The sequence below is a fragment of the Rhizobium sullae genome (genome assembly GCF_900169785.1).
In the GTDB taxonomy this organism is placed as follows: Bacteria; Pseudomonadota; Alphaproteobacteria; order Rhizobiales; family Rhizobiaceae; genus Rhizobium; species Rhizobium sullae.
Genome location: NZ_FWER01000001.1, coordinates 163,521 through 182,768, shown reverse-complemented (window position 1 = coordinate 182,768; position 19,248 = coordinate 163,521). Strand labels below are relative to the sequence as shown.

Annotated in this window: 21 protein-coding genes; 13 read left to right on the top strand and 8 right to left on the bottom strand. The window is 60.1% G+C overall.

Annotated elements, in window-relative coordinates; genetic code table 11:
* Nucleotides 1-23 precede the first annotated feature (23 nt).
* From upp to BN1800_RS00945, 6 genes are all read right to left on the bottom strand, one after another.
* Entirely contained in the window at nt 24-653 is a 630-nt protein-coding gene (gene upp / locus BN1800_RS00970) for a uracil phosphoribosyltransferase (protein ID WP_086993585.1), read from the bottom strand.
* Between the two features lie 105 nt (nt 654-758).
* Complete coding sequence (locus BN1800_RS00965) at nt 759-1,727, bottom strand: adenosine deaminase (protein ID WP_086993583.1); 969 nt, start codon at nt 1,725-1,727, stop codon at nt 759-761.
* Complete coding sequence (locus tag BN1800_RS00960) at nt 1,724-2,944, bottom strand: phosphopentomutase (protein WP_086993581.1); 1,221 nt, start codon at nt 2,942-2,944, stop codon at nt 1,724-1,726. The genes BN1800_RS00965 and BN1800_RS00960 overlap by 4 nt, the downstream gene beginning before the upstream one ends.
* A 97-nt stretch (nt 2,945-3,041) precedes the next feature.
* Nucleotides 3,042-3,626, bottom strand: coding sequence for a TadE/TadG family type IV pilus assembly protein (locus BN1800_RS00955; protein WP_086993579.1), 585 nt, complete (start codon nt 3,624-3,626; stop codon nt 3,042-3,044).
* A complete protein-coding gene (locus BN1800_RS00950; protein WP_086993577.1) occupies nt 3,626-4,249 on the bottom strand; it encodes a TadE/TadG family type IV pilus assembly protein in 624 nt (207 codons plus the stop codon). Before BN1800_RS00950 ends, BN1800_RS00955 begins: the two co-directional genes overlap by 1 nt.
* Nucleotides 4,250-4,321: 72 nt before the next feature.
* Nucleotides 4,322-4,735: a pilus assembly protein N-terminal domain-containing protein gene (locus BN1800_RS00945; protein WP_086993575.1), complete on the bottom strand. Its 414-nt coding sequence runs from the start codon at nt 4,733-4,735 to the stop codon at nt 4,322-4,324.
* 410 nt (nt 4,736-5,145) lie between these two features.
* Between BN1800_RS00945 and BN1800_RS00940 the strand changes: the two genes are divergently transcribed.
* From BN1800_RS00940 to BN1800_RS00895, 10 genes are all read left to right on the top strand, one after another.
* Nucleotides 5,146-5,346, top strand: a complete 201-nt coding sequence (locus tag BN1800_RS00940) for a Flp family type IVb pilin (protein ID WP_086993573.1) — start codon at nt 5,146-5,148, stop codon at nt 5,344-5,346.
* 100 nt (nt 5,347-5,446) lie between these two features.
* Complete coding sequence (locus tag BN1800_RS00935) at nt 5,447-5,959, top strand: A24 family peptidase (protein WP_086993571.1); 513 nt, start codon at nt 5,447-5,449, stop codon at nt 5,957-5,959.
* Between the two features lie 110 nt (nt 5,960-6,069).
* The gene (gene cpaB / locus BN1800_RS00930; protein ID WP_086993569.1) at nt 6,070-6,882 is read left to right on the top strand and encodes a Flp pilus assembly protein CpaB; all 813 of its coding nucleotides are present in this window, start codon (nt 6,070-6,072) and stop codon (nt 6,880-6,882) included.
* A gap of 10 nt (nt 6,883-6,892) precedes the next feature.
* Nucleotides 6,893-8,398: a type II and III secretion system protein family protein gene (locus BN1800_RS00925; protein WP_086993567.1), complete on the top strand. Its 1,506-nt coding sequence runs from the start codon at nt 6,893-6,895 to the stop codon at nt 8,396-8,398.
* A complete protein-coding gene (locus tag BN1800_RS00920) occupies nt 8,395-9,132 on the top strand; it encodes a CpaD family pilus assembly protein (protein WP_086993565.1) in 738 nt (245 codons plus the stop codon). Before BN1800_RS00925 ends, BN1800_RS00920 begins: the two co-directional genes overlap by 4 nt.
* Before the next feature lie 19 nt (nt 9,133-9,151).
* Entirely contained in the window at nt 9,152-10,432 is a 1,281-nt protein-coding gene (locus BN1800_RS00915) for a CpaE/TadZ family protein (protein WP_086993563.1), read from the top strand.
* A gap of 31 nt (nt 10,433-10,463) precedes the next feature.
* Nucleotides 10,464-11,939 (top strand): TadA family conjugal transfer-associated ATPase, encoded by a 1,476-nt coding sequence (locus BN1800_RS00910; protein WP_086993560.1) that lies wholly within the window; start codon nt 10,464-10,466, stop codon nt 11,937-11,939.
* Complete coding sequence (locus BN1800_RS00905; RefSeq protein ID WP_086993887.1) at nt 11,939-12,946, top strand: type II secretion system F family protein; 1,008 nt, start codon at nt 11,939-11,941, stop codon at nt 12,944-12,946. Before BN1800_RS00910 ends, BN1800_RS00905 begins: the two co-directional genes overlap by 1 nt.
* A gap of 16 nt (nt 12,947-12,962) precedes the next feature.
* Nucleotides 12,963-13,946, top strand: coding sequence for a type II secretion system F family protein (locus tag BN1800_RS00900; RefSeq protein ID WP_086993559.1), 984 nt, complete (start codon nt 12,963-12,965; stop codon nt 13,944-13,946).
* 127 nt (nt 13,947-14,073) lie between these two features.
* Nucleotides 14,074-14,703, top strand: a complete 630-nt coding sequence (locus BN1800_RS00895; RefSeq protein WP_086993557.1) for a LysE family translocator — start codon at nt 14,074-14,076, stop codon at nt 14,701-14,703.
* Nucleotides 14,704-14,709: 6 nt separating this feature from the next.
* On the opposite strand, the gene BN1800_RS00890 is transcribed toward BN1800_RS00895, so the two are convergent.
* A complete protein-coding gene (locus tag BN1800_RS00890) occupies nt 14,710-15,534 on the bottom strand; it encodes a tetratricopeptide repeat protein (RefSeq protein WP_086993556.1) in 825 nt (274 codons plus the stop codon).
* Between the two features lie 142 nt (nt 15,535-15,676).
* On the opposite strand from BN1800_RS00890, the gene BN1800_RS00885 reads away from it, so the two are divergent.
* The 3 genes from BN1800_RS00885 to BN1800_RS00875 all read left to right on the top strand — a co-directional run bounded on the left by BN1800_RS00885 (nt 15,677) and on the right by BN1800_RS00875 (nt 18,394).
* Nucleotides 15,677-17,062: a leucyl aminopeptidase family protein gene (locus tag BN1800_RS00885; protein WP_027510543.1), complete on the top strand. Its 1,386-nt coding sequence runs from the start codon at nt 15,677-15,679 to the stop codon at nt 17,060-17,062.
* A gap of 116 nt (nt 17,063-17,178) precedes the next feature.
* A complete protein-coding gene (locus tag BN1800_RS00880) occupies nt 17,179-17,529 on the top strand; it encodes a MarR family winged helix-turn-helix transcriptional regulator (protein ID WP_086993554.1) in 351 nt (116 codons plus the stop codon).
* A gap of 10 nt (nt 17,530-17,539) precedes the next feature.
* Entirely contained in the window at nt 17,540-18,394 is an 855-nt protein-coding gene (locus tag BN1800_RS00875) for a C40 family peptidase (RefSeq protein ID WP_086993883.1), read from the top strand.
* Nucleotides 18,395-18,396: 2 nt separating this feature from the next.
* Here BN1800_RS00875 and BN1800_RS00870 read toward each other — a convergent pair whose 3' ends face one another.
* Nucleotides 18,397-19,248, bottom strand: coding sequence for an ABC transporter permease (locus BN1800_RS00870; RefSeq protein ID WP_086993552.1), 852 nt, complete (start codon nt 19,246-19,248; stop codon nt 18,397-18,399).

Below are 19,248 nucleotides of genomic sequence, written 5' to 3'. Positions count from 1 at the left end.
AGATTTGGTAAAGGAAAGCTGAACTACTTCGTGCCGTACATACGGTCGCCGGCATCGCCGAGACCGGGCATGATGTAGCCCTTCTCGTTCAGATGGCTGTCGACCGCTGCCGTGAAGACAGTCACATCGGGATGTGCCGCGCGGAAATTCCTGAGGCCTTCTGGAGCGGCGAGCAGGCAGAGGAAGCGGATATTGCGCGCGCCGCGTTCTTTCAGTTTTTCGATCGCGGCAATCGAGGAATTGCCGGTCGCAAGCATCGGATCGACGACGATGATGAGACGCTCCGCCACGTCCTCCGGCGCCTTGAAGTAATATTCCACAGGCTGCAGCGTTTCGTGGTCGCGATAGACGCCGATATGGGAAACGCGAGCCGAAGGCACGAGATCGAGCATGCCTTCGAGCAGTCCGTTGCCGGCGCGCAGGATCGAGGCGAAGACGAGCTTCTTGCCTTCCAGGATCGGCGATTCCATGGTCTGCAGCGGCGTTTCGATGGTTTCCATTGTCAGTTCGAGATCGCGCGTCACCTCGTAGCAGAGCAGGGTCGAGATCTCGCGGAGCAGCCGGCGGAAACTGCCCGTCGATGTCTCCTTGCGCCGCATGATGGTGAGTTTGTGCTGCACAAGCGGGTGATCGATGACGATGACGCCTTCCATGGCCGAGCCTTCCTTTTGTTCTTATCGGACGTTTCTTTCATGGAAAGCGCCCCAACTGCAAGAGTGGAGGCGATTTTCATGGCTTGATCCCCAAGCCCGGGCCGCTCAAAGCCGGGCGAGCAGCGCCATGCGGGTTGCTTCGTCGACGAAAGCCGCTTCGATGCCGGTCCGCGTCAGTTCGTTGATTTCGCTGTCGCTGAAGCCGAATGCATTGGCGGCCAGCTCATACTCGCGCTTCAGCGAGGTATGGAAAAAGGGCGGGTCGTCGGAACTGATCGTCACGCGCACGCCGGCTTCCTTGAGCGTGCGCAAGGGATGGGACGCGAAATCGGGAAAGACGCTCAACGCGATGTTTGAGCCGGGACAAACCTCCAGAACAGTGCCGAGATCGGCAAGCCGCCTGACGAGATCCGCATCCTCGATCGCGCGAACGCCATGCCCGATGCGCGACGGACGCACGACGTCGAGCGCATCGGAGACGCTGAAGGCGCCGCAGACCTCGCCGGCGTGGATGGTGAGGCCAAGACCCGCGTCGCGGGCGATATCGAAGGCGTGGGCATAATCCGCCACACGCCCCATTCGCTCCTCGCCGGCGAGGTTGAAGCCGGTGATTAGCGGGTTGTTGGCTTTAGCCGCGTATTCGGCAGCGGCGATCACGCTCTCAGGTCCAAAATGCCGCTCGCCGGTTACGATCAGCCGCGCTTCGATGCCGCTTTTTGCCTTCGCTTGGCGAATGCCTTCGCAGATGCCCGCGATATAGGCATCTGCGCCAAGCCCGATACGCCCGCCGTGATCCGGCGAAACGGTGAGTTCGCTATAGACCGTGCCGATCTCTGCAAGCTCCTGCAGATAGGTCTCGGTGAGCAGTGCGTAATCCTCATCAGTCCTGTAGACCTTGGAGATATTATCGTAGCATTCGAGAAAGCTCGCAAAATCATGCCAGACATATGCCCCGTCACGGAGATAGGCGCTGATATCGGTATCGTATTTGCGGGCTTGGGCTTCCGTCAGCGCTGGGGGCGCCGCGCCCTCCAGATGGCAGTGCAGCTCGACCTTCTTCAAATGGGATGTCACAGAAAACTTCTCCCGTGCGGTCCGGCGGCGATGCCAAGATGCCGGGCAACCGTCGCGCCGATATCGGCATATGTGCTGCGGACGCCGATATTGCGCGACTTCAGCCCCGGACCGTAAGCGATGATCGGCACGCGCTCGCGCGTATGGTCCGTGCCGCGCCAGGTCGGGTCGCAGCCGTGGTCGGCCGTCAGGATGACGAGATCGCCGGGCACAAGCTTGCGGTGCACGTCCGGCAGCCGCGCATCGAAGGCTTCGAGCGCCGCGGCATAGCCAGGCACATCGCGCCGGTGGCCATAGACCATGTCGAAATCGACGAAATTCGTGAAGACGAGGTCGCCGTCCTTCGCCTCTTCCATAGCGGCGAGCGACGCGTCCATCAGTGCATCATTGCCATTCGCCTTGATGACCCTTGAAATGCCCTGGTGCGCGAAGATGTCGCCGATCTTGCCGATGGCGTGGACGTTGCGCTCCGCCTTGACGATACGATCGAGCAGCGTTGGCTCCGGAGGCGGCACAGAGAAATCGCGGCGATTGCCGGTGCGCTCGAATGTCGATGAGGTCTCGCCGACGAAAGGCCGGGCGATGACCCGGCCTATATTATGGCTGTCGAGCAGCGCCCGGGCGATGCGGCAGAAGCCGAGCAGTCGGTCGAGGCCGAAATGCGTCTCGTTCGCTGCGACCTGGAAAACGGAGTCGGACGAGGTATAGCATATCGGCTTACCGGTGCGGATATGCTCCTCGCCGAGGCGGGCGATGATTTCCGTGCCTGAGGCATGGCAATTGCCGAGGATGCCTGGAACCTCTGCAGCGCTGCAAAGCGCCTCGATAAATTGCGGCGGAAAGGCTTCGCCTTCCGTGGGGAAATAACCCCAATCGAAGGTCACGGGCGTTCCGGCAATTTCCCAATGGCCAGACGGGGTATCCTTGCCGCGGGAGATTTCGCTGGCGCAGCCATGGATGCCGTAGACTTTATCCGGAACCGGCATGCCTGCCGGAAAGCGTCCGGTTGCGGTCTTGGCGATCTGCATCAGGCCGAGCGCCGACATATTGGGAAGCGAAAGCGGGCCGGAGCGCAAGCCCGCCCTGTCGCCAGCGCCAGCCGCACAAAACTCCGCTATATGGCCAAGCGTATCCGATCCTTCGTCGCCATATTGAGCCGCATCCGGCCCGCCGCCGACGCCGAAGGAATCGAGAACGAAGAGAAATGCACGTGCCATCTTTACCCATCAAGCTGGCGGCCAGAGCCGCAATCCCCCTCAGGCATATAATGCTGCCGCAGGCTTGGCAAATTTCAAAGTGCGGAAGGGATCCCGATCAGCAATCGCCGCAGGCGACATTATCGCCCTGCCGCTGGCGGTAGTAGTAAGTGCGGCGGATGGTGAGTTCCTGCATGTCGCCTGGAAGAAAATCGGGGCCGAATGCGAACAGCTTGTAGGGAATGCTGAGGTCGGCCCGCACGAGAAAGCTGTCTGCCTTTTTCATGTCGGCCGGGACGTCGGTGACGGCGGTATTGGCCGCGTAGGGCGCTGTCGTGGTGTTGTTCGCCCAGGACCAGAAAACCTTGGCGTTGGCCGCGGCATCGATGTTGATGCCGGTCACTTTGATCTGCATGCCGGTCGTATCGAAGGGAGTGAAAATCGCGCCGGCAACAGAACTGATCTCGGTCAGCGAACTCTTGGTCACGTCCTTCTGCTGCGTGATCAGATCGGCGATCGAGCCGGCCGCGCGGCTGGTGCGTTTGCTGACGCTCAGCCCGATGGTGATCTCGAAGGCGCCGATATAGAGCATCACCAGGACGGGAAAGAGAATGGCGAACTCGATTGCGCCGACGCCGCTGCGGTCACGCCCGAACCGGACGAGCTTGTCTTTCAGCCGCATCAGGGTTCCGTTCGCCGTCATCAGTATGGCTCGTTCTGGAAGGCGGCGGTGGCGACGATGAGGTAGTCGTTCAGCCTCGCTCCGTCGGTGGTGCGGTATGGGGTGATATAGGGGCGGATAAGATCGGTGATGACCTGCCAGTGGTAATAGGCGCGAACCATATTGATCGAGCCGGAGCCGCCGGGCGAATATTGCATCGCCGATGTATCGAGGCCCGTCGCATTCATTGGAACAGCGGCGGGGATTTCGGAAAATTTGCTGAACGTGCGGACATCGAGCCTGAGCTTGTCCGGCGTGGCGATCTCGGCTGCGGAGCACTGGATCAGGATCGAGACCTCGTCGCAAAACTCCTGCCGGAATGCCGCTTCACCGACGGTAGAGGTAATCTGTCCGGTCCGCATCTTGCGGCTCATGGTGTCGACGGCGTTAGACACCAGCTCTTCCGCGGCAAAGGCGATGAAGGTCTCCAGGATTGCGAAGATCACCATGAAATAGGGGATGGCGAGCAGCGCGAATTCTATCGCTGCCGATCCGTCGCGCGAACGCGCAAAAGCCCGCCAACCGCTCCGCTTAGCCGACGGCGCGCGGGTTCTGTCTGCCTGGTGATCACTGGTCGCGACGGCGCCATCCGAATGAACGTTCATGCGCCGATCGTAGAGCGCTTTCGTTGATTTTCCGTTTCAGGGCGGGTCAACAATTTAACGGATGGAGGTTCCTCAGCCGCCCGCATCTGCCGCGTTGTTCTGCTGCGTGTGCTGTTCGCAGTTCGGCGAGCAGGAAAGCACGGAACGGTCGGTCTGGCGGTAGACGCGAACTGTATTGCCCTCGTCGATGGAAACGAGAACTGTCTCGTCGAGTATCGCATTGCCATCGGCATCGAGCAGCACGAGATTGGTCGTCCCGAAACTGCGGCCGGTCAGCACGATCGTCTTCGGATCGGCAACGGTCGCGTCGGCAACCTTGGAATTGCCTATGATCACCTTGCTGGCCGGCCGGTCGAGCTTCAAAACACGCGCATGATCCATATAGACGCGCAGCACGTCTTCCTCGGCGCGCGTGGGAGCCTGAAGCCCGCAAAGCACGAGGATGGCGGCTGCGGTAAAAGGGATAGTCTTGCCGCTCGGTGGCATAGGGCTCTCTTTACTGGAATCCGGATCACAGTCCGGTAGAAATCTCAAAACAGAATGGAAAAAAATGGTGAATGAAGCTTTAAGAATCGTTGGAACTGCCCGGTGACGGCACGTATTTGTCCGAATTGGGTCATGTGAGAAGAATTTCCTGAGTGCGATGATCTGTAATGACGCAGCCTATGTAACGTTTTGGCGCATCCCGAAGATTGGTGTTTTATAAGATTCGTAACATAGATAAATTTGAATATATCAGAGTAACGCAATGCTTACCATGCCAGTTTGTACTTTAGCATTTACGATCTGGTAACCCTCTTCCTTAAGCCGATTGAAATGGCGCCTCGCTAGGTTGTGGTATCCGATCAACGGCACAGTTGGCGGACGTGCTGAACCTCAACTGGAGTTAGGAAACCATGACCAAGCTTTTTAGCCGTTTTCTGAAGGACGAATCCGGCGCAACCGCAATCGAATACGGCCTGATCGCAGCGCTGATTTCCGTAGCGCTCATCGCCGGTGCGACCAGCCTCGGCAACACGCTCAATACCACGTTCTCGGGTCTGTCGACCAAGATGAACGCCGCTCAGACCGTGTCCAACGGGTATAAGGCCCCGTAAATATCGCTTCTCCATTCGGACGAACTGGAGAACCTGCAGACAATAAAGGCTCACATTCAGTTCAATGTGAGCCTCTTTGCTTTATCCGGCGAGTAATCCCATGGCTACAGCGGCAATCTTCGTGGTCTTTCCTCTATGCCTCGCCATCGCGGCGTGCTCGGATCTGTTGACTATGACGATCCCGAACCGCGTTTCGCTGATTTTGATCGTTGCCTTTCTGATCATCGCCTCTTTATCCGGCATGCCACTTCTGGCCATTGGGATGCACCTCCTTGTAGGGATGATCGTATTTCTAGTTTGTTTCGCGCTTTTCGCCCTTAACGTGATGGGCGGGGGCGATGCAAAGCTCTTGAGCGCGGCATCGATATGGTTCGGCTTCAATCAATCGCTTCTGCTTTTCGTCGTCGCTGTCGGCCTGTTGGGTGGGTTGCTTACCTTCCTCATTCTTCTCTTGCGCACTCAATCCAATACGATCCTTGCTATCGGCTTACCTGTTCCGAATTCGCTGCTGCTCGCAAAGAAGGTTCCTTACGGCATCGCCATCGCCATTGGCGGCTTCATGGCGTTCCCCTCTTCGCCGATTCTGATCGCTGCGCTGGAAACACTGAAATAACGGCGGTTTAAACCTCCATTAACTTAAAATGTAAGTGTTCCGTTAACTATAATTACACCAATTCCTGAGCATTCTTCGGGGTGAACAAACCGTCTCCCGAGGACACCTGAATGAAGCCCGCCCGTTTGATGATACTTTCAGTGGCCGTCGTTGCCGCTGGCCTCGCCGGTCTGCTGGCGATGAAGCTTGCCGGGCGCGGCGGTGTCGTCACGCAGGTCCAGTCGGTCGTCGAGAAGGAACCCACGGTCAACGTGCTGGTCTCCAGCGGCAATCTGCCGGTCGGCGCCCGCATTGACGACAAGGCGGTTCACTGGATGCCCTGGCCGCGTGGCGCCGTTGTTCAGGGCTTCATCACCGAAGGCGACAAGCCGGATGCGATCAAGGATATGGAGGGCGCGGTGATCCGCCTGCCGATCTTCGAAGGTGAGCCGATCCGTCCCGAAAAAATCGCCGATTCCAACAGCCGCATCCTCTCGGCGCTTCTGCCCGCCGGCAAGCGCGCTGTCGCCACGGAAATCTCAGTTGCAACCGGCGCCGGCGGCTTCATCCTGCCGAATGACCGTGTCGACGTCATCATGGTCCGCAGGGCGCAGGGAAGCGAAAAGTTCCTGACCGAGGCCGTGCTAAGCAATGTCCGCGTTCTTGCCATCGATCAGCAGATTCAAGAAAAAGACGATGGTTCCAAGGCTGTCGTGGGCACCACGGCGACCCTGGAACTGACGCCCGATCAAACGAAAGTTCTGACTGTCGCGCAGCAGATGGCCGACAAGCTGTCGCTTGCCCTGCGTTCCGTCGCCGACGCGCAGGAGCAGGATACGAGCGCTGCCGATTATCTCCTGAACGGAGACAACGGAAGCGCGCTCGTTCAGGTCATCAAGTCCGGTTCGATCGTCACAGACAGCAGTGCGCCAAAGGCCGAGTAAGGGGAAATTAATGGTCAACACAATGCGGCGCACCAGGTCTTTCCTTGCGGGCTTCCTCACGCTGACGACGGCTATTTCGGGGCTCACGCCGCCTGCCTTCGCGCCACTGGTTGGCGCAGGCATTGCGCATGCGGAATCGGAAGGCGTCATCCAGATCTCGCGGACCGGTCCCGGCGCCCACCGCCGCGTTAGGCTCGGCCTCAACAAGGCGGTGGTCGTCGATCTACCCGAGGAAGCGCATGACATCCTCGTCTCCGATCCGTCGATGGCCGATGCCGTCACGCGTACCTCGCGCCGCATCTATCTCTTCGGTAAGAAGGTCGGCCAAACGAACATCTTCATTTTCGGGAGCGATGGCCAGGAAGTCGTGAGCCTCGATATCGAAATCGAGCGCGATGTCTCCGGCCTCGAGACGAACCTGAGGCGTTTCATCGTCGACTCCAACATCAAGGTCGAGATCGTGTCGGACAATATCGTGCTGACCGGCACGGTCCGCACGCCACAGGACGCCAAGCAAGCCGCCGACCTTGCCCAGGCGTTCCTGACTGGTGGCGAAGCGACGACGCGAACCGAAACGGCCTCCAGCAGCGCATCGGGGGGCGATGTCGCGCTTTTCGCCGAGGCCCGCCAGGAATCGCAGGTCGTCAACCTGCTGCAGATTGAGGGCGAGGACCAAGTCACGCTCAAGGTGACGATCGCCGAGGTCCGCCGCGAAATCCTGAAGCAGATCGGCTTCGACAATCTCGTATCGAATTCCTCGGGAATGACAGTAGCGCAGCTCGGTTCACCTTCATCGAGTGGCTCCACTGCAACCCTCGGCGGCGGACTTGCAGCTCTCTTCAAGAGCTCGATCGGCAAATATGACATATCGACATATCTGAGCGCGCTCGAGCAGGCAAAGGTCGTCAGAACCCTGGCCGAACCTACGCTGACGGCGATTTCCGGTCAGGCCGCAACCTTTAATTCCGGCGGTCAGGTTCTCTATTCGACCACCGACAACGACGGGAACGTGACCGTGGTTCCTTATAACTACGGCATCAATCTGGCCTTCAAGCCGGTGGTTCTCTCCTCGGGACGCATCAGCCTAGAAATCGTGACGAATGTGTCCGAGCCCGCGCCGTCCGTCTCCGGGTCGCAACCGACCTATCAGCGCCGTTCGGCCGAGACATCCGTCGAGCTTCCGTCCGGCGGCTCGATCGCGCTTGCCGGCCTGATCAGGGACAACGTCTCGCAGACATCGAACGGCACACCGGGCGCGAACAAGATCCCGCTGCTGGGGACGCTGTTCCGCCAAAAAACGGTGCAGCGCGACGAAACCGAGCTCGTGATCATCGCGACCCCCTATCTGGTACGCCCCGTCGCCCGCAACGAGCTCAACCGGCCGGACGACAATTTCAGTCCGGAGCATGATGGCCAGGCATTCTTCATGAACCGTGTCAACAAGGTTTACGGCCGCCGCGAAGTTCCGGTGGCCGACGCGCAATTCCACGGTTCCATTGGGTTTATCTACAAATGAGCGGCGCAGGATCGAAAACGATGAAACGATATGGTGATCAGGCGATGGCTCAAAGTAGGAAGGCCACGATGCGATCCGTCATGCTTGGCGCAGCGGCCCTTGCGGGCGTGACGCTATCCGGCTGCGCGGCTCCCCGCGACAATCTGACCACCGGCGGCATTCCCGACGATTACCGGCAGCGCCATCCGATCGTGGTGGCGGAGGCCGAGCAGACGGTCGATATCCCGGTCGCTTCGACCGATCGGCGCTTGACGATTGCCCAGCGTGACATGATCCGCGGCTTCGCTGCCAATTATATATCCCGGGCTTCCGGCCCGGTTTATGTCATGACGCCCCAAGGCTCGCCTAACGCGGCCGCGGCAAGCCAGGTGCGGAACCAGGTACGGGCCGAGCTCTCGAAAAGACGGATACCGAGCTCGAAGATCGTCAATGCAAGCTACTCAGCAGCGCCTGGCGATGCAGCGCCGATCCGCCTCAGTTTCGTCGGCACGACAGCCATGACCACGCAGTGCGGACAATGGCCTAAGGATATCGGCGGCGGTTTCGACAACCAGAATTATTACAATTTCGGCTGCGCCACCCAGAACAATCTGGCCGCACAGATCGCCAATCCGGAAGACTTCATCGCGCCGCGCGGCATGACGCCTATCGATGCCGCGCGCCGCAATGATGCCATCACCGAATACCGCGAATATAGGACCGTCCTTGAGCACAACAATTCGGGCACCTTCTAATGAGGAGCGGATCCAGACGATGAGCCCCATCGAATACGAGATCAAGAACGCGACGGAGCTTCAGCACGCGGAAGACGCCGTTCGTATGGGCGAGTTGGAGAACATGCGACCACTGCCGCGTATTTCCGTGCATGCCTTCTGCGAAAGCGAGGCGCTTCAGCGGGTGATGGAGCGTTGCGGCAACGACCGGCGGATGTCGAAGGTCAGCCTGCGGATCACCAGCGGCGGCATCGCGGCGGCTGCGAACATGTTCGCCAGTGCCCCGACCCCCAATCTGATCATCCTCGAAACCAAGGCCAATGCAGCAAGCCTGCTTTCGGAGCTCGCGCCGCTAGCGGCCGTTTGCGATCCGAGCACCAAAGTCGTCATCATCGGCTATTACAACGACATCGCGCTTTACCGCGAGCTGATCCGCAACGGCATTTCCGAATACATGGTTCAGCCGGTCGCGATGCCGGACATCATGATGGCCATGGCATCGATCTTCGTCGATCCGGATGCCGAGCCGCTTGGCCGCAGCATCGCCTTCATCGGCTCCAAGGGAGGCACGGGTGCCTCGACGATCGCGCACAACTGCGCTTTCGGAATTTCCAATCTCTTCTCGACCGAGACGATCCTCGCCGATCTCGACCTGCCTTACGGCACGGCCAACATCGATTTCGACCAGGACCCGACGCAGGGGATCGCCGAGGCGGTCTTTGCTCCCGATCGGCTGGACGAGGTTTTCCTCGATCGTTTGCTGACGAAATGTTCGGAACATCTGTCGCTGCTTGCAGCACCGTCGATTCTTGATCGCGCCTATGATTTCGATGGCCAGGCGTTTCAGCCGGTCCTTGAAGTCCTGCAGCGCAGTGCGCCGGTGACGGTGCTCGACGTTCCGCATGCCTGGTCGGAATGGACGCGGTCGGTCCTGGCTTCGGCAGATGAGGTTGTCATCTGCGCCGTTCCCGATCTTGCGAACCTGCGCAACGCAAAGAACATGCTCGATGCCCTGCGCAAGCTGCGCCCGAACGACAAGATGCCGCACCTGATCCTAAATCAGGTCGGCATGCCGAAACGGCCGGAAATCGCCCCATCCGATTTCTGCGAACCGCTTGAGATCGAGCCGATCGCGATCATTCCTTTCGACGTCGGTCTGTTCGGCAATGCCGCCAACAGCGGCCGCATGATCTCCGAGATGGACCCGAAATCACCCACCGCGGAGACCTTCTCCCAGCTGGCACACATCGTCACCGGCCGTATCGCCATCAAGAAGGCAAAGCGCGGCGGCCTGATGGGACTGCTGAAGCGCGCCAGGTAAAGACGAAAACGAGTAGATTGGATTTTGTGGAATGTTCGGAAAACGCGGAAATGAAGGCCAAGGAAAGGGCGGCGGCGTAAGCGCACCGCCACCGCCGTCAGCCGCTGCGGCTCCCGCTTCCGCGCCCGCCGTGCTGGTCGAGCCGGCAAGAGAGCCTGGCCGGTATCAGGTGACGCCGCCGCCCATGCAGACACCGCAGCGCCGGCGGCCAGCCCGCACCGACGAATATTACGACACCAAGGCACAGGTCTTCTCGGCGCTGATCGATACGATTGATCTCTCCCAGCTTGCCAAGCTGGATGGGGAAAGCGCCCGCGAGGAAATCCGCGATATCGTCAACGATATCATCACAATCAAGAACTTCGCGATGTCGATTTCCGAGCAGGAGGAGCTGCTCGAAGACATCTGCAACGATGTTCTCGGCTATGGCCCACTGGAGCCGCTGCTCGCGCGCGACGACATCGCCGACATCATGGTCAACGGCGCCGGCCAGACCTTCATCGAAGTCGGCGGCAAGACGATCGAGTCTGAGATCCGCTTCCGCGACAACGGCCAGCTCCTTTCTATCTGCCAGCGTATCGTCAGCCAGGTCGGCCGCCGCGTCGACGAATCGAGCCCGATCTGCGACGCTCGCCTGCCGGACGGCTCGCGTGTCAACGTCATCGCTCCGCCGCTGGCGATCGATGGCCCGGCGCTTACCATCCGTAAGTTCAAGAAGGACAAGCTGACGCTCGATCAACTCGTCCGCTTTGGCGCGATCACGTCGGAGGGCGCAACGCTTTTGCAGATCATAGGCCGCGTCCGCTGCAACGTCGTGATCTCCGGTGGCACCGGTTCCGGCAAGACGACGCTTCTGAACTGCCTGACGAACTATATCGACAGGGACGAGCGCGTTATCACCTGTGAGGACACGGCGGAACTGCAGCTGCAGCAGCCGCATGTGGTGCGGCTGGAAACCCGTCCGCCGAACATCGAAGGAGAAGGCGAGATCACCATGCGCGATCTCGTCAAGAACTGCCTTCGTATGCGTCCGGAACGCATTATCGTCGGCGAAGTGCGTGGACCGGAGGTTTTCGACCTTCTTCAGGCGATGAACACCGGTCACGACGGCTCAATGGGAACGATCCACTCGAACTCGCCCCGCGAATGTCTGAGCCGTATCGAATCCATGATCGCGATGGGTGGCTACAGTCTGCCGGCAAAGACTGTTCGCGAAATCATCGCCGGTTCGATCGACGTCATAATTCAGGCAGCGCGCCTGCGCGACGGCTCGCGGCGTATTACGGCGATCACCGAGGTGATCGGCATGGAAGGCGACGTGATCATCACCCAGGACCTGATGCGCTACGAGATCGACGGCGAGGACGCAGGCGGCCGGCTGATCGGTCGCCACCTGTCGACCGGTATCGGCAAACCGCATTTCTGGGATCGCGCGCGCTACTACAACGAAGAAAAGCGCCTTGCCGCCGCATTGGATCAGATGGAAGAAAAGTCGAAGGAAGTATGATGTTCGGCCTCGATCCGATAGTGCTTGCCATCATCGCGCTGGTTGCGGTCGCAGCGGGCGCGGTGTGCTATGGCCTGCTCTTCAGCCGTATGGAGGCCGAGAAGAAGGCTGCCAATCGCGTCAGCCGCGTCGCCTCAAACGAGACCGACCGCGTAAACGTCAAGGCCGCACGGGACCGTGTGCAGGAAATGTCGAAACGCCGCAAGTCGGTGCAGGACAATCTCAAGGACCTCGAAAAACGCCAGCAGGAAAACACAAAACGGAAACTGTCGTTGAAATCGCGGCTGACCCAAGCGGGCTTTGCCATCACGCCCGCCAAATTCTACATGTTCAGCGCCGCCTTCGGGCTGTTCCTGATGCTTATCGCATTGCTCGCCGGCGCGCCGATGCTGGTCGTTCTTGCGCTTCCAGTCGTTGCTGGACTCGGCCTGCCGCGCTGGATACTGGGATTCCTGATCAAGCGCCGCCAGAACAAATTCCTCAACGAATTTCCGAACGCGCTCGACGTCATCGTGCGTTCGATCAAGTCCGGCCTGCCGCTGAACGATGCGATCCGCCTCATCGCAAACGAAGGCCGCGACCCGGTGAAAACCGAATTTCGCCGGGTCGTGGAATCGCAGCAGGTCGGCCTCAGTGTTCCCGACGCCTGCGCCCGCATGACCAACCACATGCCATTGCAGGAAGTCAGCTTCTTCGCGATCGTCATCGCCATTCAGTCGCAGGCCGGCGGCAATCTTTCCGAAGCGATCGGCAACCTTTCGAAGGTTCTGCGCGACCGCAAGAAGATGAAGGCCAAGGTGCAGGCGCTTTCGATGGAAGCCAAGGCTTCCGCCGTCATCATCGGCGCCTTGCCCTTCATCGTCGCTACGCTCGTTTACCTCACGTCACCGCAATACATGATGATCCTGTTCACTGATCCGCGCGGGCATTTCATCATGGGCGCTTCGGCGGTCTGGATGTCGATCGGTATCTTCGTCATGCGCAACATGGTCAACTTCGACATCTAACGGGAAGGGACGCGCCATGTCATCGGATCTTGCAGCGAGATTGACCGATCCGGCCATGCTGGTAGCGCTTCTCGTCGCGATCGCCGTCTTCGCAACCTTCTATACGATCGCCGTTCCCTTCTTCGAGCGCGGAGACCTCAACAAGCGGATGCGCGCCGTCTCGACGGAGCGTGACCAGATTCGTGCCCGCGAGCGTGCCCGCATGAATACGGAGTCGGGAAGCAAGGCGTCAATTCGCAACCAGAACAATCGCTCTATCCGCCAGATCGTCGAACGCTTCAATCTTCGCCAAGCGCTGGTCGACCAAAACACGATGAACAAACTGCGGGCAGCCGGCTATCGCTCCGAAAACGCCTTGAACACATTTCTCGTCGCTCGCTTCCTTCTGCCGTTTGCCTTTCTCGCGGTCGCCTTTTTTTGGATTTTCGGTCTCGGAAACCTTGCCGCCAAGCCGCTTCCCATCCGCCTGCTGGCGATGGTCGGCACGGGCTATCTCGGCTTCTACGCACCGAACATCTTCATCTCGAACCGGATGTCGAAGCGCCAGCACTCGATCAAGCGCGCCTGGCCGGACGCACTCGACCTGATGCTGATTTGCGTCGAATCCGGCATCTCGATTGAGGCAGCGATGCGACGCGTGTCGGAAGAACTCGGCGAGCAGTCGCCGCCGCTTGCCGAAGAAATGGTGTTGACGACAGCTGAGCTCTCCTTCCTGCCCGACCGCCGCCAGGCACTCGAGAACCTCGGCACGCGCACGCAGATCGGTATTGTGCAGTCGGTCACACAGGCCCTTATCCAGGCTGACCGTTACGGCACGCCGATTTCGCAGGCGCTACGCGTTCTCGCACAGGAAGGCCGCGACGAGCGCATGAACGAGGCTGAAAAAAAGGCCGCCGCCCTGCCACCGAAACTGACCGTTCCGATGATCCTGTTCTTCCTTCCCGTACTCGTTGCGGTTATTCTCGGCCCGGCCGGCATTCAGGTTGCCGACAGGTTCTGACACCGCTTGCAGGCTATGGCGAAACCAGCTAGCCAATGTTTTTGTGTGACTGGCGAATGAGATGGCGGACCATCGGGAACGCTGACGTGACCGCTGCTCGTCTGGTCGAAATCAGGAGTGAGTGTTCATGTCTTCCGCAGCCATTCTCACCAGCATTTTTGCAGCACTGATGGTCGGCGCGATGAGCCCCGGCCCCAGTTTCGTCGTCGTCTCGCGCATCGCCATTTCCCGCTCTCGCCTTGATGGCTTGGCAGCGGCGCTCGGAATGGGTGTCGGCGGCGTCATTTTCGGCATTCTCGCCCTTGCGGGCCTGACGGCGTTGCTGACGCAGTTCGCGTGGCTTTACCTGGTGTTGAAGTTCGCCGGCGGCGCCTACCTCGTCTATATCGCGTTCCGGATCTGGCAGGGCGCGAAGGAACCTCTCGAGGTGTCCGGCGCGGTCGCGGGCGGGGCGTCGCTCGGCCGCAGCTTCTCGATGGCGCTGCTGACGCAGCTCAGCAATCCGAAGACCATCATCGTCTATGCGAGTATATTCGCGGCTTTTCTGCCGAAAACCGTACCTGCAGGTGTCATCATCGGTCTGCCGATCGGCATCTTCGCGATCGAGGCCGGATGGTATGCGATCGTGGCGCTGGCTTTCTCGGCCCGCCGTCCGCGCCAGGTCTATTTGGCCGCTAAGCACTGGATCGACCGCGCTGCCGGGCTCGTCATGGGCGGGCTGGGTTTGCGTTTGATTTCCGGCGCGATCCTTCGGTAACCGAAATCAGTTGGTATTGCTTGCCGGCGCGCTGTCCTTTGCCGCGAGCTTCTGCCAGGAATTTTGCTGGGAAAGCATCGAACGCAAATAGGCGACGTTGGCGTCGGCCTGCTGCTGCGCGAGCTCGCGGCGGGCGATCTCTTCGGCCTCTGGGAAGCGTCCCTGCAGACCGACGACAAGGGCAAGATTCTGCCTGACGCGACTATCGGCGCCCGGCTGGCTCGCCGCTTGCTTGAGATAGGTTTCGGCGGTCCTGAGGTCGCCTGTCAGCACATAGGACATGCCGAGGTTTGAAAGCACGGAAGGCTCGTTCTGCATGATGTCCAGCGCATCGCGATAACGCGCGCGCGCATCGCCGGGCTTGCCCATCTGGTCGAGAATCGCGCCTTGGGCAGAAATAAGCTTCCAATCGGGCCGGTCCGGGGTTTGCGCCCGGCCGATCGTGTCGAGCGCTTGCTGGAATTGTCCGGCGGCTGCCTGGGCCTTGCCGTATGCGGCAAGGACATTGCGGTCTTTCGGATTGGAAATGGCAACCTGCTGCATGACGGCAAGCGCCTGCGCATCACGCCCGGCCATGCGCAGCAGGTTGGCGTAGTTGACGCCGTTGACCGGATCGCGTGGGTTTTTCTCGTAGGCCTGGCCGACCCGTTCCGTCATTGCGTGAAGCTCGTTCGCATCCATGGTTTCGAGCGGCTTTGTCAGCTTCGGAACCGAACCCGTCGTCATCTTGTCCTTGGTCGTCGAGCAACCCGCGAGCGCCGCGACGATCATTATGGCTACGGCGCAGTGGAGAGTAAGGTTCTTGGAGGGATTGATGGCCGGGAGAGGCATTGCGCTTTCCTGAATTCAGAAACTGGCGCCTGGCCTCTAAGCGGAACAGGGAAAGGTTTGACGCAATCTTCACTCCAGCAATAGTCTGTTAACCCTAACGGACCGTTAAAAAGCGATTCCCGGACATCGCCGAAGGATAAATATGGCCCCCTATCAGTTCATCGAGAGACCGACGCCGTTCAACACGAAAGGCGGTTCCACATTGCCGATCTTCGCGGTCACGCCTGCACACATCGAGACCGGTACGATCGATCCGATCGCGCTCGATTGGGCGAAGAAGGCAGGCTACAGGGCGGAAAGCGGTTCTCTACTGCTTATCCCGACTGCGGCCGGGCACCTCGGCGGGGCGCTTTTCGGCCTCGGCACTAATCCATCGGAACAACCCTATATCACCGGCAAACTTGCCCGCTCGCTGCCGGCCGGCGATTGGCACATCGAAACCGCACCGTTGACGGCAAACCGCCTGTCGCTCGGTTTTGGGCTCGGCAGCTACCGTTTCGACCGCTACCGTTCCGACAAGCAGGCGGCGGCAACGCTGATGATCCCGCGCGATGCTGACGGTGCAGATATCAAGCGCCAGCTCGCAGGCGTCTTCCTTGCCCGCGATCTCATCAACACGCCGACCAATGATATGGGACCCGAACAGCTCGAAGCCGCCTTCCGCGGCCTCGCCGAGCACTACAAGGCGGAAATGTCGGTCATCATCGGCGACGATCTGCTGAAGGAGAACTTCCCGCTGGTCCACACAGTTGGCCGCGCCAGCGCCGATGCGCCGCGCCTCCTGGAACTGCGCTGGGGGAAGAAGGGCCACCGCAAGGTTACGCTTGTCGGCAAGGGCGTCTGCTTCGATACCGGCGGCCTCGACATCAAGCCTGCCTCCTCCATGCTTTTGATGAAGAAGGACATGGGCGGCGCAGCGAATGTAATGGGCCTTGCCCTGATGATCATGGACGCGAAGCTGAAGGTCGACCTCCGCGTCATCATTCCTGTCGTTGAAAATTCGATTTCGGCAAATGCGTTCCGCCCGGGAGACGTCTACAAGAGCCGCAAGGGTCTAACGGTTCAGATCGACAATACCGATGCGGAGGGCCGCCTGATCCTTGCCGACGCATTGGCTTACGCCGACGAAGAGGCACCGGATCTGCTGATCGATATGGCGACGCTCACGGGCGCTGCCCGCGTCGCGCTCGGTCCCGATCTCCCGCCATTCTTCACGGATGACGAAAACCTTGCCCACCATCTGACTGAAGCAAGCCTCGAGACCGACGACCCCTTGTGGCGGCTGCCGCTCTATATGGGCTACGACAAGGATATCCGCGCCAGGATCGCCGACATCACCAACGCTCCGGCGGGCGGTATGGCGGGTGCGATCACGGCTGCGCTATTCCTGAAACGCTTTGTCAGCAATACGAAGAGCTGGGCGCATTTCGACATCTACGGCTGGGCGCCGACCGAGCGCGCTCATTCGCCAGGCGGCGGCGAGGCTCAGGCGATCCGTGCGCTTTACCACCATATCCGCCGCGGCTGATCGACGATCGTTAAAATTTTATTCACTTTGCGAGGCGGCAGATTCTGCCGCCTCTTGCACACCGGCATCCACTGCCGGAGAATGAAACGCTAGCGTAATGATTTTCCGGAGGATCCTTGCCGATCGAATTGACCGCCTCGCAGGCGCTGGGGCTTTGGCACGGCGTTACCCTCGACCAGGTGCGTCACGACGAACGTGATTTGACGTTGCGCCAGATGGCGATCCTGCTGCATATCTATCTGGTGCCGCCGCCCCATACCGTGCGTGGGCTCGCCGCAACGCTGAACGTGACGAAACCGGTTATCACTCGTGCGCTCGATACCATGGGCGAAATGGGCTTAGTCGATCGGGCACGCGATGAGAGCGACCGGCGGAATGTGATCATCAAGCGCACCGTCGGTGGCGCGCTCTATCTCGAGAAACTCGGCGACCTGGTGCGTGACCAGGGGCGCCGCCTGCCAATATAAGGGAATGGAAGTGACGATGCTCGACCGCCGCCTGCATGCCTATCGTCCGGACCTTGCCGAAGCGAGTCTGGAAGGCAAGGTCGAAGCCTTGCGTTTTGTTTCCGGTACCCCGGCGCGGATCGCCGTTCCGGTTGCGCCGCTTCGTTCGCAACCGGAACTTTCAGTCGGCATCGATACGGAACTGCTCCTCGGGGAGGATGTAACGGTCTTTGACCGTGCCGGCGGCTGGTGCTGGGTAAAGGCTCGTTCGGATGGGTATGTCGGCTACCTGCCGGAGGAGATGCTGTCCGACGCTCAAGGAGAACCGACGCATATCATCACCGTGCAGCGCACGTTCCTCTATCCGGAGCCGGAATTGCGCAAGCCTTACAAGTCGGTGCTCTCCATGGGCAGCCGCGTCAGGGTCGCGGGGGAGGCGGAAGCGCGCGGAAATCACTACGCCGTACTTGAAGATGGTACTGCGATCTTTGCAAGGCATGTCCAGCCTGTTGCTACCGGCAAGGACGACGATTATGTCGAGATCGCGTCGCGCTTCATGAATGCACCTTACTTGTGGGGCGGCCGCTCAGGCCTTGGCATCGATTGTTCCGGCCTTGTGCAGCTTGCCATGCAGATGGCCGGACGAAGCGCGCCTCGTGACACGGACATGCAGGCAGCCGGCCTCGGCGAGGCGATCGATCGCTCCGAACTTCGCCGCGGCGACCTCGTCTTCTGGAAGGGGCATGTCGCAATCATGGAGGATCCGGAAACGATCATTCATGCCAACGGCTACACGATGACCGTGGCCCGCGAGAATTTTGAAGCCGCTGTCAAGCGTATCGGCCAGCTTTACCAACAGCCAACTGGTTACCGCCGTCCGGTCTGATTTTAGAAACGCCGCGGGTCGAAGAAATCGCGCAGTCCGTCCCCCAGCATGTTGAAACCGAGAACGGCAAGCGCGATCGCAAGCCCGGGAAGGATGGCAAGCCACGGCGCCAGCCCAAGATAGGTTTGGGAATCGGCGAGCATCCGGCCCCAGGTCGGCACCGGCGGCGCCACTCCCAGACCAAGGAAGCTTAATCCCGCCTCAGTGAGGATCGCCAACCCGAGCTGGATCGCCGCATGGACGGTGATCTGGTTCATGATGTTCGGCAACACATGGCGCACCGAAATCGTCAAGCGGCTGTTGCCGATTGCGCGCGCCGCCAGCACGTAGTCGCGGCTCCAGGCCTGCAGGGCCGAGGCGAGAGTGACTCGCGCGAAAACCGGGATCATGAAGGCGGCAATCGCCGTGATCGCCGTAAACTTGCCAGGTCCGAGAAAAGCGCCGAGGATCATCGCGGAGAGGATCGGTGGCAGCGCGAAGATGACGTCGCAGACGCGCATCAGCAGCGTTTCAAAGATGCCGCGGATCGCTGCGGCTGATATGCCGGCAATCGAACCGACCGCAGCACCAACGGCGACCGCGGCGATGGCGATCGACAGCGAATTCCAGCATCCGGCCATCAGCATCGAAAGAACGTCGCGGCCGAATTGATCGGTGCCGAACAGCCCGAAGGCGAAGGGCGGCTGCAGTTTGTGAATGATCTGCATCTTTGCGGGCGGCAGCGGCGTCCAGACGAGCGACAGAAGCGCGATTGCCACGAGCAATCCGATGATGGATGCGCCGGTAAGAAGCTTAATTTGCCGGCTAATCGTGAATGAGCGCCGTCTGATGGCGGTACCGGAAGCGATCACCAT

What these genes read in the sequence shown, in the direction of transcription:
- BN1800_RS00900 (WP_086993559.1), top strand. Translation starts at nt 12,963, where the DNA reads ATGTCATCGGATCTTGCAGCGAGATTGACCGATCCGGCCATGCTGGTA.
- BN1800_RS00940 (WP_086993573.1), top strand. Translation starts at nt 5,146, where the DNA reads ATGACCAAGCTTTTTAGCCGTTTTCTGAAGGACGAATCCGGCGCAACC.
- BN1800_RS00895 (WP_086993557.1), top strand. Translation starts at nt 14,074, where the DNA reads ATGTCTTCCGCAGCCATTCTCACCAGCATTTTTGCAGCACTGATGGTC.
- BN1800_RS00885 (WP_027510543.1), top strand. Translation starts at nt 15,677, where the DNA reads ATGGCCCCCTATCAGTTCATCGAGAGACCGACGCCGTTCAACACGAAA.
- BN1800_RS00955 (WP_086993579.1), bottom strand. Translation starts at nt 3,626, where the DNA reads ATGACGGCGAACGGAACCCTGATGCGGCTGAAAGACAAGCTCGTCCGG.
- BN1800_RS00910 (WP_086993560.1), top strand. Translation starts at nt 10,464, where the DNA reads ATGTTCGGAAAACGCGGAAATGAAGGCCAAGGAAAGGGCGGCGGCGTA.
- BN1800_RS00935 (WP_086993571.1), top strand. Translation starts at nt 5,447, where the DNA reads ATGGCTACAGCGGCAATCTTCGTGGTCTTTCCTCTATGCCTCGCCATC.
- BN1800_RS00870 (WP_086993552.1), bottom strand. Translation starts at nt 19,248, where the DNA reads ATGGTGATCGCTTCCGGTACCGCCATCAGACGGCGCTCATTCACGATT.
- BN1800_RS00890 (WP_086993556.1), bottom strand. Translation starts at nt 15,534, where the DNA reads ATGCCTCTCCCGGCCATCAATCCCTCCAAGAACCTTACTCTCCACTGC.
- BN1800_RS00960 (WP_086993581.1), bottom strand. Translation starts at nt 2,944, where the DNA reads ATGGCACGTGCATTTCTCTTCGTTCTCGATTCCTTCGGCGTCGGCGGC.
- BN1800_RS00915 (WP_086993563.1), top strand. Translation starts at nt 9,152, where the DNA reads ATGAGCCCCATCGAATACGAGATCAAGAACGCGACGGAGCTTCAGCAC.
- BN1800_RS00920 (WP_086993565.1), top strand. Translation starts at nt 8,395, where the DNA reads ATGAGCGGCGCAGGATCGAAAACGATGAAACGATATGGTGATCAGGCG.
- upp (WP_086993585.1), bottom strand. Translation starts at nt 653, where the DNA reads ATGGAAGGCGTCATCGTCATCGATCACCCGCTTGTGCAGCACAAACTC.
- BN1800_RS00945 (WP_086993575.1), bottom strand. Translation starts at nt 4,735, where the DNA reads ATGCCACCGAGCGGCAAGACTATCCCTTTTACCGCAGCCGCCATCCTC.
- cpaB (WP_086993569.1), top strand. Translation starts at nt 6,070, where the DNA reads ATGAAGCCCGCCCGTTTGATGATACTTTCAGTGGCCGTCGTTGCCGCT.
- BN1800_RS00905 (WP_086993887.1), top strand. Translation starts at nt 11,939, where the DNA reads ATGTTCGGCCTCGATCCGATAGTGCTTGCCATCATCGCGCTGGTTGCG.
- BN1800_RS00950 (WP_086993577.1), bottom strand. Translation starts at nt 4,249, where the DNA reads ATGAACGTTCATTCGGATGGCGCCGTCGCGACCAGTGATCACCAGGCA.
- BN1800_RS00925 (WP_086993567.1), top strand. Translation starts at nt 6,893, where the DNA reads ATGGTCAACACAATGCGGCGCACCAGGTCTTTCCTTGCGGGCTTCCTC.